The sequence below is a fragment of the Brochothrix campestris FSL F6-1037 genome (assembly GCF_000525915.1).
GTDB classification, from domain to species: Bacteria; Bacillota; Bacilli; order Lactobacillales; family Listeriaceae; genus Brochothrix; species Brochothrix campestris.
In genome coordinates this window covers 1-12,501 of record NZ_AODH01000078.1, presented here as the reverse complement: position 1 = coordinate 12,501, position 12,501 = coordinate 1, and the positions used below count along the sequence as shown (strand labels likewise).

At 36.6% G+C, this 12,501-nt stretch carries 20 protein-coding genes; 6 read left to right on the top strand and 14 right to left on the bottom strand.

Features of this window, described 5'->3' with window-relative positions:
* From BCAMP_RS11800 to BCAMP_RS11745, 12 genes are all read right to left on the bottom strand, one after another.
* Positions 1-2,096 (bottom strand): phage/plasmid primase, P4 family (locus tag BCAMP_RS11800; protein ID WP_051457086.1); only part of this gene is annotated, 2,096 nt, incomplete at its 3' end.
* 141 nt (positions 2,097-2,237) lie between these two features.
* Positions 2,238-2,741 (bottom strand): DUF669 domain-containing protein, encoded by a 504-nt coding sequence (locus tag BCAMP_RS11795; RefSeq protein ID WP_035315816.1) that lies wholly within the window; start codon positions 2,739-2,741, stop codon positions 2,238-2,240.
* A 69-nt stretch (positions 2,742-2,810) separates the two neighbouring features.
* Positions 2,811-3,224, bottom strand: coding sequence for a YopX family protein (locus BCAMP_RS12815; protein WP_051457085.1), 414 nt, complete (start codon positions 3,222-3,224; stop codon positions 2,811-2,813).
* On the bottom strand, positions 3,185-3,571 hold the full coding sequence (locus BCAMP_RS11780) for a DUF1140 family protein (RefSeq protein WP_051457084.1): 387 nt from the start codon (positions 3,569-3,571) through the stop codon (positions 3,185-3,187). The genes BCAMP_RS12815 and BCAMP_RS11780 overlap by 40 nt, the downstream gene beginning before the upstream one ends.
* 12 nt (positions 3,572-3,583) lie before the next feature.
* Positions 3,584-4,915, bottom strand: a complete 1,332-nt coding sequence (locus BCAMP_RS11775; RefSeq protein WP_084038852.1) for a DEAD/DEAH box helicase — start codon at positions 4,913-4,915, stop codon at positions 3,584-3,586.
* Entirely contained in the window at positions 4,905-5,570 is a 666-nt protein-coding gene (locus tag BCAMP_RS11770) for an AAA family ATPase (RefSeq protein WP_035315815.1), read from the bottom strand. The genes BCAMP_RS11775 and BCAMP_RS11770 overlap by 11 nt, the downstream gene beginning before the upstream one ends.
* Before the next feature lie 13 nt (positions 5,571-5,583).
* A complete protein-coding gene (locus BCAMP_RS14845) occupies positions 5,584-5,829 on the bottom strand; it encodes a siphovirus Gp157 family protein (protein WP_084038850.1) in 246 nt (81 codons plus the stop codon).
* A complete protein-coding gene (locus BCAMP_RS14840) occupies positions 5,789-6,064 on the bottom strand; it encodes a siphovirus Gp157 family protein (protein ID WP_051457082.1) in 276 nt (91 codons plus the stop codon). Before BCAMP_RS14840 ends, BCAMP_RS14845 begins: the two co-directional genes overlap by 41 nt.
* Positions 6,065-6,067: 3 nt before the next feature.
* Entirely contained in the window at positions 6,068-6,277 is a 210-nt protein-coding gene (locus BCAMP_RS11760; RefSeq protein WP_035315813.1) for a hypothetical protein, read from the bottom strand.
* A gap of 2 nt (positions 6,278-6,279) precedes the next feature.
* A complete protein-coding gene (locus BCAMP_RS11755; RefSeq protein ID WP_035315812.1) occupies positions 6,280-6,516 on the bottom strand; it encodes a hypothetical protein in 237 nt (78 codons plus the stop codon).
* On the bottom strand, positions 6,506-6,691 hold the full coding sequence (locus BCAMP_RS11750; RefSeq protein WP_035315811.1) for a hypothetical protein: 186 nt from the start codon (positions 6,689-6,691) through the stop codon (positions 6,506-6,508). Before BCAMP_RS11750 ends, BCAMP_RS11755 begins: the two co-directional genes overlap by 11 nt.
* A 14-nt stretch (positions 6,692-6,705) precedes the next feature.
* The gene (locus BCAMP_RS11745) at positions 6,706-6,912 is read right to left on the bottom strand and encodes a helix-turn-helix domain-containing protein (RefSeq protein ID WP_035315808.1); all 207 of its coding nucleotides are present in this window, start codon (positions 6,910-6,912) and stop codon (positions 6,706-6,708) included.
* A 176-nt stretch (positions 6,913-7,088) separates the two neighbouring features.
* Between BCAMP_RS11745 and BCAMP_RS12800 the strand changes: the two genes are divergently transcribed.
* Together BCAMP_RS12800 and BCAMP_RS11735 are read left to right on the top strand one after the other, a co-directional pair.
* Positions 7,089-7,784, top strand: a complete 696-nt coding sequence (locus tag BCAMP_RS12800; protein ID WP_051457081.1) for a LexA family protein — start codon at positions 7,089-7,091, stop codon at positions 7,782-7,784.
* A 129-nt stretch (positions 7,785-7,913) separates the two neighbouring features.
* Positions 7,914-8,309 (top strand): TM2 domain-containing protein, encoded by a 396-nt coding sequence (locus BCAMP_RS11735; RefSeq protein ID WP_035315807.1) that lies wholly within the window; start codon positions 7,914-7,916, stop codon positions 8,307-8,309.
* A gap of 67 nt (positions 8,310-8,376) precedes the next feature.
* On the opposite strand, the gene BCAMP_RS11730 is transcribed toward BCAMP_RS11735, so the two are convergent.
* On the bottom strand, positions 8,377-8,982 hold the full coding sequence (locus tag BCAMP_RS11730) for a helix-turn-helix domain-containing protein (protein WP_035315805.1): 606 nt from the start codon (positions 8,980-8,982) through the stop codon (positions 8,377-8,379).
* 465 nt (positions 8,983-9,447) lie between these two features.
* Here BCAMP_RS11730 and BCAMP_RS11725 point away from each other — a divergent pair, with 465 nt between their 5' ends.
* From BCAMP_RS11725 to BCAMP_RS11710, 4 genes are all read left to right on the top strand, one after another.
* Positions 9,448-10,329: a ParA family protein gene (locus BCAMP_RS11725; RefSeq protein WP_035315804.1), complete on the top strand. Its 882-nt coding sequence runs from the start codon at positions 9,448-9,450 to the stop codon at positions 10,327-10,329.
* On the top strand, positions 10,322-10,648 hold the full coding sequence (locus BCAMP_RS11720) for a hypothetical protein (RefSeq protein ID WP_035315803.1): 327 nt from the start codon (positions 10,322-10,324) through the stop codon (positions 10,646-10,648). The genes BCAMP_RS11725 and BCAMP_RS11720 overlap by 8 nt, the downstream gene beginning before the upstream one ends.
* Positions 10,649-11,145: 497 nt before the next feature.
* Positions 11,146-11,382 carry a hypothetical protein gene (locus BCAMP_RS11715; RefSeq protein ID WP_035315801.1) on the top strand — a complete coding sequence of 79 codons (237 nt, stop codon included), beginning with the start codon at positions 11,146-11,148 and terminating at the stop codon, positions 11,380-11,382.
* A gap of 120 nt (positions 11,383-11,502) precedes the next feature.
* A complete protein-coding gene (locus tag BCAMP_RS11710; protein ID WP_035315800.1) occupies positions 11,503-12,033 on the top strand; it encodes a helix-turn-helix domain-containing protein in 531 nt (176 codons plus the stop codon).
* A 42-nt stretch (positions 12,034-12,075) separates the two neighbouring features.
* Here the strand turns inward: BCAMP_RS11710 and BCAMP_RS11705 are convergent.
* Positions 12,076-12,501, bottom strand: a 426-nt coding sequence (locus BCAMP_RS11705; protein ID WP_035315799.1) for a DUF5776 domain-containing protein, incomplete at its 5' end; no start/stop codon positions are given.

Genomic DNA, 12,501 nt, shown 5'->3' with positions numbered 1-12,501 from the left:
GCAAATTTCATTCCCATTTCTTTTCCAAATTTCGTATTGCTCATCATGTATTGACCGTTTTCGCTCGCCCACTCTCTGTACGCTTGGTAGAGCGTTTTTGCTTTAACAGATTGATTAATGCCTGTCGTGCAGCACTCGTTGATAAATAATGCTGTCGCGTCCATTTCTTCTCGATACTCTTTACTCGCACCTTCAACGACTGCTGGACGTTTTAGTCCGTCTTTTTGCCATTTTAAGCAACCTTCAACAGCCCAGTTTAGTATGCCCATCGCCTCGCGTTGTAATTTGTATTTAAGCGAACGGTCTACCTTATGGTCTGGAATCTGAACCGCAAACGGTATTAAGTTTAACCGCCTCCAAATCCCATCGTCGGTCCCTCGAATGATTGGCTTGTGGTTAGTGGCGAGCCACAGTTTGAATTCCGGGTTGAACTCGAACTCTTTACCGTACAATTGCCTTGCAGTGACCTTGTCGCCCCCTGTGAGCTGTTTCACAAGTCCCTCATCTAAACGGACACCTTCGTTGGGTTCGCTTGATGTAACGAAACGTGAGCCCTTTAAACGGGCAATGTCAGTATTCGCTCCGCTGTTCTGCTTAACCATGATTGTAGATGCTTGCATGTTAGTCGCGTAGCTGCCTAAAATATCACTGATTGTTTCTAAAAATATTGATTTACCATTCCGACCGTTTCCGAAAAGGATAAACATTGACTGTTCTTCAGTAGAGCCAGTCAGCGAGTAGCCAACCGCCTTTTGAACGTATTCAATCAATTCATTGTCGTGGTCGAATATCTCATCAATGAAATCCATCCACTGCGGACAATCAATTTTGTTAGTGTATTCAACATCTGATATACGAGTGAATAATTTATCTTTGTCATGATCGTTTAAATCGCCTGTGATTAAATCTAGGTAACCGTTTTGTGTGTTAAACAATGTTTTCTCGCTATCAAATTCTTCAGGTAATACTGCTGTACGATGCTCTATCTCTTTCAATATATTATTTTTCGATGTAGTACTACGTGATTTCTTGATGTGCTTTTGAAATGATTTTTGAATTTCTTCATCTTCTTTTTCATCGCCTGTAATAAATACTTTTTCACGTTTCATGTTGTCCACGACTGTGTCAGCCATTTTTCGAACAATGCCTGTATTGTCGACTTGCCACGATTTTCCGTCATAATAGTAGAATGTTTTATCAATGTACGAGTAACGAACGTATCCGTCGTACTGTTCTACAAAACGGTCAGCGTTTCCAGTGTCGTCATAACTGAAAAAATTAGGCTTTTTCTTTTGTTCATCTATTTTTACATGTATCGCAAAATCATCGTCTGCTTTTTTTGGTTGATATATGTTGCGACATTCAAAGATTGCTTTGTTTAGTAGCTCTGTTCCGTAAGTTGTGTTTTTTCGTTTGCTGTCCCATTTCTCTCGCATCAGCGATGAACTTCTAAAAATGCTGTCCATCACTGAAAAATCTCTACCCGACCAAAATGCCAAGTCGTTTGCAAAAGCTAAGTCCGCCTCTGACTGTGACGAATAGAACGCGTCCCATCCACCGTTTAAACATAATTCGAAACGTTTACCCGTTTTACTTCTAAGAGCCTTTTCAATCACTTCTGATTCGGTGAGTGAGATAGTGCGCTCTGTTTTTTGTTGCAACGGGAGTGGTGTTACGTTCGTTGCAGATCCGATGTATTTATCATGAAGTAGTTTTATCTGCTCTGTGCAGTCTGATAGTTTTTTAAACTGTTGCGACACAATATGACCTGTGACTACAAAAAAGCGGCCCTCTTCGTAAAATTCGTAATTACCTTTCCTACGTCCACCCTCGGGTAAAGTTCCTTTACATAGTATGTGGATACCTGTGTTCGAAACTGAATATTCAGCATAACTTCTAAGCGTATCAGTGAATTCACTGACAACATTATTGTCAGTGTCTCCGCCCAGGTACATCGTTATGTCTTCTTTTGCATTATCAATATCAACTCCGAAAATGCCATTTCCTAGCATGAAACCGATGCCGGCGAACTCACTGCTTTTTTTAAGAGCAGTGTCAAAGTCCGACCAAGTTTCAGGATTGTTACTCTGTGCCATTGCACCGGTGTGTGGATTAATCGGTTTTTTAGTTAGTTTGCCGTTCTTCTTTTTTTTCAGAAGTCCAGCAAACCCATTGGTTCATTTGTTTTAGCTCTATCGGTACGTTCTCATACACCTGTGCCACCTCCTAGTTAGAATTTAAAATGGTAAATCATCGTCAGAAATATCTAGTGGCTTACCATCGGTTGCAAACGAATCATCTTTCTTTTTAAATTCATGTCCTAAAGGACCAGTCAAATTCGATACATCCCATTTTTTCACGTTTAAGTTTTGATACGTATTACCGTTGTACTCAGATTCTTCGTTTTTAACAGTCACTCGACATGTTTTGAATGTCATGTCTTGCATTAATTCTTCTAAAGAGCTGTACTCTTTTCCGTTTTGTAATTGCAGCGCTTTACCAATCGTATTGATTGCTTGCGCGTTGAATTGGCCCGTTTCTTTCGATGCCCAAATTTTATGAAATACGTGCATGTTCTTACCTTTTTGCTCTACATCATTACGCACAATTAAATCTAAGTTAATGAACTCAGTACCGCTTTTGGCTGCATCTTGTTTAGTAAGATAAACAACTACCTCGTACGTTCCGTCTGCTAAACCGCCTTCGAAAATATTATCGTGATCCAATTTTAAAAATGTCATGTTAGTTTCTCCTTTTGGCTCGTTGGCCTTTTTTATTTTTTTTTGGTTTGGTTAAATTGAACTTTTCTTTTATTTCAACAATTCTTTGTTTTCGTAAATGTTTCCGATGACTTCTAGCTCTGAGTCAGTGTAAACGGCATTACACAATAAAAACTCTTGTGAATCTTCTTCAGCGCAATACGCTCCGTCCAAAAACACAACCTTTGCTACACGAGCTTTGTCGCTTGAGTTACCACCTGTCCGCAACGAATCAAAGTCATTGAACTTAACAATATCACCCTCATAAATGTCTACTCCGTTTTTGTCTTTTAAACCTGTGTACTGCCCAACACTTTCGGTAACTACTGCTTCCCAATTTTCGATAGCGATGTACTCACTGTTCAATTCGGCAATGCCGTTAACAATAACGTTTCCGTCGACTAAGTCACCGTACACCCATTTGTTTAAGCGTTTTGAATAGCCTCTAAATTTAGTTTCTCCCATTTCGTCCACTCCTTTAATTTTTTTGTAGAAACGTATTCTTTATACTCATCAAAAATTTCTTTGTTTTTAAAAGCAAAACTGTATCTATCTTGATGTAGTTTGCTCGTCCAACCAGCAACACAATCTAACTCAAACATTTCTTTGTAAACGTTCTGTTTCTCATTGAAATAAAACTCAACGTCACCTTTCGTTTTCCAGTACCGTGATGTGCCAACGTCGCCCAACGTTTGTGTGCTCTCTCGTTGTCGTGCTTTTTCATGTTTCGCTTTTGCTGTTTTCGCTTTCTTAACCATTTCTTTTAGTATGATTACTGAATAGTTTGTAATGAGTTCACTTCTCACGCTCACAACTTTCACCCCTTATCTAATTCCTAAACGTTTAGCCTGAACCCATGCCCAACCGCTCTTGTACCCCAAAGACTTGCCTAACTCTTGCAACTCTTTCAAATCCTTGCAATCTTCGGGCTTTTTAAAGTTCAATTTCATTTCGAATTTATCAACTTTTTCTAAGTCCTGGTCTACTTCTTCGTAGACCGTTTCTTTTACTTCGATTGGTTGCTCATATCCGCAGTACGGACATTTGCGGTCAATGCCTGCGTAAGTACCGAAGCATTCATTACACGTTTTTACAGGTGTTTCCATTTCAAAGTTCGCTTTCTTTTTGCTGTTTAACGACCACTGACGACTCATATCGGGCAGTCCGAATGTAGTCACGTTAGCTACGTGGTCGATGATAATTGAACGTTTGCCGGGCTTATAACGCATACCTCGCATAGACTGTTGAATGTACAACGATAATGATTTTGTAGGTCTTAGCATTATCACCGTTGAACAATCTGGCACATCGAAACCCTCGCCAATCAAATCAACATTACAAAGAACTTTGATTTCTTTATCTCTGAATGATTGTATAATATCGTCACGTTCATTTTTATTGGTCTTAGCATCAATATGTTTCGCTTTTATTCCGGCATCGTTGAATGCCTGTGCTGTTTTAATGCTACTCTCTAGACTGTGACAGTAAGCAATAGCTTGCTCTCCCTCAGCTAATTTAAGGTAGTGTTTTATCACATCACCGTAGATTGCTTTGTGTGTTTCAATTTCCTTATCAATCGATTGCTTCGTAAATTCCTTTAAGTGACCTATCTTTAAGTTTTCTTGCTGCATAAGTTTTGGTGCGTAGTAATCGTATGGAGCAAGTCGCTCATTTTCGATTAACCATTCAACAGATACACCTTCTAATAAAACGTCGTTGATTCCGCCTAGACCATCGCCGTTTAACCGAACAGGTGTTGCTGTAAATCCTAAACGTTTCACATCACTGAAGTAGTCGTATATTTTTTGATACGATGCAGCTAAACCATGATGAGACTCATCTGTGATAATTAATTCCGGTGTGGGTGTTTTATCCAGTTTTTTGACAATCGTTTGGACCATTGCGAACTGAACGTAATTGACATCCACACCCACGAAATCGAAAGTGTTTTTAATTTGGTCTATCAACTCTTTTCGGTGGACCAGGAATAGCACTCTCTTTTTATTACTAGCAGTCATACGAGCTATTTCAGCAATCATAATTGATTTACCAGAACCGCAAGGACTTACGATACAAGGAGCTTTGTATCCGTCTCTAAAAGCGTTTCTAGTGCGTTCAATTAAATCTTGTTGATAGTCGTAGAGCTTAATCGTCATACTGTACTAAATCTTCTACTAGACATCCTTTGCGGTCGTCTAGTTGATTTTTAACGAACACTCCTGGCGACGGTTCTAAAATAAAACCTCGTGTTTTTTTCTCTGTGTTGATAGCTAATTTTGCAACAACATCACACAAACCCATGACGTTATCGACTATTTTCGCTGAAATTTGAGGTAAAAATCGATTGTATATCTGACCGCCCTCTGTTTGAAATTGGTCTGTTGTTTCCCAAGCAGTGATAAAAATATCTTTATCAATATTTTTCAACGATCGTATCGCACCCATGATGTAAAATTGCATACGTTGATAGTCAGCCATCGAAGGGACTAAATTATTTTTACCTTTACGCCCCATTTCAGCGAGCAATGCACGCTCTAACTCTGAAACATTATCAATGAATATGTTGTCGTGAGGTGTTGTTTTACAGTATTGAATCGCCTCGCCGAATGAGTCCCACGCGTTGTGCGTATCGACTGATATAATATCGACGTTTTCAGCACCCTTTAAAACACCTGTCGTTTTATCGATGTCCACAACTAGCGTTGTTCCTTTTAAATATCGCGCTGTGGACGTCTTCCCTGTTCCTGGCTGCGCATATATCAATCGCATCGACTTCGTTTTCACGATGTCGGTCGCTTTAATAAGTCCCATTCGTATCACTCTCCTATTTAATATTTAAAGATTGGCTTTTAACGATTGAAACGCCTTTTATTTCAGTACCTTCAAGCAACGCTTTCTTTAACGCTGACTTACTAATCTCTCTTTTTTCGATGTAAAAATCAGTCGGAACGTTCTTTTCATCTTCGATAATGACTTTGCCCGCATTGTTGCGAACACTGAAAGTGAATAAGTCTGTTGTTATTTTTGTTTTATCTGTAGCAGTCATACTGTCTAATAAATTTTGTTTCATGTTTAAAATGTTTTTTTTCTGTTCGCTTGCGCATGTCCGCTAGTCTAAGTTCTTCGTTTCTAATCGTTTGAGCATGTCCTGTTAGCTCTTGAATGACACGACCATAATCATCTGCCTTGTGTTCAATCTCTAACTCTAAGCTCTCTAGCGTGTCTTTAAACGCGTCTGAATCGCTCGTTGTTGCAAGTTCTTTTAGCATTGTTGCATTGTTTGTTAACTCGTATAGTGTTGCCATTAATTAGCCTCCCTTTCCTATTTCGTCCAAATACTCACCTAAAGCGTTGTACATATCAATTGGATGTAAATCAGCTGTGCTTATACCTTCATAATGAAGTTCCATTCGGACGTCATCATCGTCGTAACTGTCACTACGTTTCAATATTTCATACACGTATGCAAGTTCTACGTTGGTTAGATATATAGTCGCCTCATTGCTCCACACCGTCATGCTTAACCTCCGTTCGTGATAAACGACGTTGCCTCTATTCTCTTTCCGCCAGCCGTTCTCAACGTTGATTGTATCCATTTCAAATCGCCTTCTGAATCTTGAGTACCGCTGCCGATTATTTTGCAAAACTTATCAGCGGCCTTTTCATTCGTTCGCCACGCGTACATATAAAAGTTTTTACCTTCGCGGTATAGCTCGATGATTTTCTTTTCATCATCGCTCAGCTCATTAAGCTGCATGTTTGTCACTCTCCTTAACGTGTCGATGATATTGATTGCTTACATCAATAATCTTTTCAAATTTACTTGCTTGCGATCGCTTGCTGATTAATTCTGAAATAACGATGTTATATAGAAAGTAACTGAATAACGCTGCACTCATTACAATTAAAATTAAGTTGTATAGGATTGGCATGTTTTGTTCCTCCTTTATACTTCTACGCCTTTTTCGGAAAATAAAAATTTAATTTCATACTCTGAAAAAAATTCTTCTTGTACCGCTAAAGCTTCACCAAACTTAAAATCTGATTTTCCTTCGATTTTATCTGACACCGTTTGGTAACGAACACCTAAAAAGTCAGCGATATCAACTAACGTGACGTTCTTTTTCTTACGTACATCTTCAAGATTTATCATAGTAACACTCCTTCCTAATACGAAAATTCGTACCATTTATTAAAAAAATAAACTTTACACTTATAATGTTATACGAATTTTCGCACCAAGTCAAGACGAAAATTCGTATTTTTATTGATTAATTTATTGATATGCGATTTTTCGCATGTTATAATATGGTTATAAGGAGTGGTGACATGACCATCGAAAGCAAGTTAAAAAGATTAATAGAAGATAAATATGATAATATAAAGAATTTTTCAGAAAAAATAGACCTACCCTATACAACGGTCAGGTCTATCCTGCAAAGAGGTGTTATGAATTCTAAAGTAGAAAACATAATCAAAATTTGTGACGGGTTAAATATAAAGTCAGAGCAATTACTTTCAAGCTCAGAAGAAAAATCTACAGAAAAAGTTTCTACAAAACCAACACCAATACATAGAAAAGGTGTAGGTAGTACTATAAAAATGCCACACTACCCATCGATAGCAGCTGGAACATTAGCTGAGATGGAGAGTGTTGAAGTCTGGAACGTCGATAAAATAGATATACCTTCTGTAATGTTAGGCTCTTATTCTAATAGCTCTGATTTATTTTCGATGAGAGTTAATGGGGAGTCTATGGACAAAGTTATCCCTGACGGTGCGATTATTGTTGTAAAACCTGTAGAAAATTCGTCATATAAAGATGGCGATATAGTTGTGTTCAGTTACAATGAAGAATACTCGCTAAAACGCTATCGCCCTAACATGATTAACGAGTTCGTTGTGTTTGAACCAGACTCATCAAACCCTAACTTCAAAAGCATACCTGTCAGCAAGAACGATCTATACGAATCTAACGAAGTTAATATCTATGGAAAAGTTGTATTTTTCTCAACTACCCTATAGATACATAGAAAATGAACGTAAAAACATAGAGATATGTAATTACGTTCTTTTTTTATGCTCTGAACTACTGTATTATTAATGATAGTAACAAAAAAAGTGCACGCAAATAGACAACAGGGGGAATTAATAATGGCTAAAGTTATTAAAGTAGAGCATGACGGCGCGACAATTGTAAAAAATGATGGTGAGTTAATTAAAGTTCCAATGAGTGAGTTTAGTTTCAGACCAGCAGTTCACGATGAAGTAGAAGTTTTCGACGACAATGGCAAATATATCATTAACAAGTTAACATTTGTGAACGATAATATTGACACTAGTGGTAAAAAAGTCAGCAAAGTGGCTTATATCGTTTTAGCTATCTTATTAGGCTGCGTTGGCGTACACAAGTTTTACGCAGGTAAAATAGGTGTAGGAGTAGTATTCGTTATTTTCTGCTGGACAGGAATACCTGCGCTCATCGGTTTTATTGAAGGGTTAGTTGCTATTGGAAAAAAAGCAGATGCTGACGGTAATATCTACTTATAACAACACGAGAGAGCCTACAAGCTCTCTTTTTTTTATTTACATGTATTTATCTACCGGTTGGAGTAAACTACGCCCACGGGTTGTATAATGGCTTTGTATTAGCTTTATCTCTGTTCTCAAACCAATTGAACATTTTTACAGGTTTCTTTTGTGCTTTCTTGTTAATAGTTACTTGTTTTTTAAGACGTTTATTGAAGATGATTTGAGCAACTTTGTTTTTAATATAATTATTAGAGATTTTTAAAGAAGATAAAACAGATGTGATTGAAATTTCATCGCTTGAGTCGTTGTTGCTGTAGGCATCTACCTCATCACATAAAGTGTCAACTACAGTGGCAATATGAGTTTCACTCGCTGGTAAAATGGTGATTATAGATGCTCCAGCGCCACCACCGTAACTTTTAGAATAGCGGTGTTCAATGTTGATTGCATTAGCCTCTTTTAACGCTTTCATTGCACGTTTAACAGTTGATAGACTGATGAACAGCTTATCAGCTATAGTTGAGTACAAAACAGTGCATGCGCCTCGTGAGTGCATTGCACACGTACCTAAGTAACCTAATACATTTCTAGCACTTTCTTTCAATTCTAACTCAGCTTTATAAAATTCAATTGTTGCTTTAAGATCATTTGTATTTGTAAATGTCGCTTTCCCTCTTAATTGTTTAAACATAATAAACTCCTCCAGTATTTTTTTAGTGGAGGTAGAAACAACCGTATTGAAATGTAACTGTTTTTAAGTTACAATGAGAGTATATTAAATATTTGAAATGCCTCTCACTTTGGTGGTGTTGTGGTTGTTTCTACCTTTAAGTCACTCGTTGGTAGCGAGTGACTTTTTTTGTATATATTTATTGTAGCACTTTTAAGTTGATAATGTAACAACTAAATTCGAATATTTACAGATGTGTAAATTTACACAAATGCACACTTACACAAATGCAAAAATACACATTTACACATTTACACATGGAGTTGTGAGAATGCCTATACAACAACGTTTTATGACACTTGTATTTACACATTTGCAAATTTACACATTTACACATTTGCATAAATGAAAATTTACACATTTCTACATTTACACATTATTTTTTTTAGTGTACAATGAGAGTATAAAAAGAGAGGGTGTGTAATCATGTATCAAGCAAAAAGACCTGTGACGATTACAATTTCAAACGGAAAGGGTGGCGTTGGTAAAACAACATTAACACGTCACATTCCATTTCATTTAGCGTTAAAAGGTTACAAATGTTTAGTGATTGATGGTGACCCGCAAGCGAATTTAACAAAGACAATGATTATTACAAAACAGTTATATAAAGCTGCTGATGATAATGAAATATTTATTATTGAAAAAACATTGATGGCTGGTATAAGAGATGGTAAGATAGACGATTTAGTTGTTAATGTAATGAAAAATCTTGATGTTCTACCTTCTCATATTGATTTTAAAAGTTATCCCACTTATTTAAGTAAAAAATTTGGAGTGGCTGAAATTACAGATGAAAATTACTATAAAGTTGAAAAAAGTAAGATGGAACATTTTAAAAACTTGATTGACACTGTAAAACCTAATTATGATTTTGTGTTCATAGATACACCGCCAACTGATTCAGATTTTACAAGGTTAGCTTCATATAGTGCTGATTACGTACTGATAGCTTTTCAGACTCACTCTGACAGTTTGGACGGAGCTAAAGTTTATATAGAAGAACAACTATCAGAATTAGTTCAGAAATTCGACTCAAAACTTGAAGTTGTTGGTATATTACCGAACGAATTTGATTCGTCTGGAGCTTCAGACAAAAAAGTTATTGCAGATGCTTATGAAATTTTTGGTGAAGCAAACATGTTCAAAAACATTGTAAAATATACTAAACGTATACAAACTATTGTAAGAAATGGATTGAGCGTTGAGGGGTATTGGAATGAGCAGTTAGCTAATAAAACAATGATACCAATCACCGATGAGCTGTTAGAAAGATTAACAATATTGGAGAGTGAAACAAATGAGTGAAAAAATGGGGATGTTTAGAACAAATAAAGTGTCGACGGACTATGTTGAAATGCAAAAGCCGAAAGAGGTCTACGCTGGAATTGTAGAAGATGATTCTGTAAAATTAGACCCTAATGATCGTAGCACAATAAGAGTTCCAATAAAAACGAAACTCGAGTTAGATTCTTTGATGGCTACATTAGGTTATCAATATTCTTATGAAGCTATATCAGACCTCATTGGATTTGCATTAGACAAGCTTGAAGCTGAAGATATTCGTGATTATGAACGTGGTTTTGAAAGTAGAAAAAAAGCGTATTTAAAGAGAAAGAACAAATAGAATATGACTTAAATTAAACAAAAACCGTAAGGGCAATAGTCTTTGCGGTTTTTTTTTGCGTTGTTTTGTACCGAAAATGACTTTTTTTGGGAGGTTATACATGTAAGAAGAAATTTTTTACTGAAAAACGCACTAAAACATTGATTTTAGCGCTTTATATATTAGAGGAGGAGGTGCAGGCATGATTAAATACATTTCTAAAAATAACGGATTCCGAATTGAAGTTGATTTAGTAAAAATTGTAACGATCATTTTTTTATTTTTAAATAATTAAACCCAACACTGAATAAAAATACACAACAACTTCCGCAAATGTGTATTATGTTAACCAACTTTAAAACAGAAATACTTTAGCCATACGACTTTTAATCAGTCGTGTGGTTATTTTTATGTGCAGTAAATATACACTAGTTGTAGCAACGGTTTTCAGAGCGTTAGTGTATAATGAAGTGCATAAGATAGTGCATATTATTTTTAACAAAGAGAGGTGATTATTCATGAAAATATCGTATGACTACAGCGAGTTTCTTCAAGAGCTAAAAGAAGAATTGCAGATAGGCACGTTAGATTTAAGCAGTGATATATTGATTGTTCGTTCCGACCAGGCATTGATAGGGAACTATCAACCGATTATTGATTGGTACTACTCTGATGACGAACCAGAAGAACCGACGGTCTCGGCAAGAGTGACAGACGTGTATGATGAAATGGAAGAAATGAACACTATTATATGAAATAAAAAGTCCTCTGCCGTTTTGGTAGAGGATTTAATTTTAAACAAATTAATCAAATCGCTTGCAATTAATTACGATATATCGTAATATATAAATATAGACAAGAGAGGATGATTAAAAATGATTATTAAAACACAAGCTAAAAACGGGGTTATCACACAAGCAGTAAAAACATATGACGAGTTAACTGCCGAAGAAAAGAAAAAACTAGTTTTTGTAAGTGGTACTAAAAAAGAATTTTACGAAAACTATATCGTTAACTACAATAAAAAAGGCGACTTATTAAGAGTTCAATGTCACGAATCGACTTCTGAACGGACTAAAGAAGTGAATATAAAAAGTGCTGAAATCAAAGCAACTCCTAACTTAGGTGACTTTCTTGATGCGACTTATGGGCATGGTGAAACGCAAGAAAAAGCACGTAAAAAAATTGCGGCCTCAGCAATAAAAGAACTTTTAATTGAAAATGATAGCTCTATCGCTGAGGTGTCGAGAACATCTGATGTATCAGCTACAACTATCTACTCGGCTGCGGATAAACCAGTAGCAAAAACAAGCGTTGCTGTAATAAAGGCGATAGCAACAACTATCAATAAAACACCGGGCGATGTATTGAACGAACTTATAAAACTTGAAAAAGACATGGGCTAAACAAAAAAAAGCCCTAACTCAATTAAGAGGTAGGGCTTAGTTTTACTTCACTTGTAGTTTTTGACCGATGTAAATCTTATTCACATCTGAAAGCTTGTTTAAGCTCTTGATTTTAGCTGTGGTAGTTGAATACTTTTTAGCGATAAACTCTACGTTATCGCCTGATTTAACAGTGTAGTACTGCTTAGAAACTGTCACAGTCGTTTGTTGAACGTACGACTTGTTCGCAGTGAGTAAGTGACCTGATTGCGTGATTAAACGAGGTGTGCCACCACTTGATTTTTTAATGCCTGTGATGACAAATTCAGTGCCTTTTTTGAAACTTGCTACCTGGTTAGATTGCTTATCCCAGTCAGCTCCGTTTTGCGCGTTTTTCTTGCGAAGTGTAGATGCCTTCTTCAAGGTGACACGTTTCGGATTTGTGTTGTAATAGTTATCATTCGCAGCAGCTGTTACTTTCGCAACGTC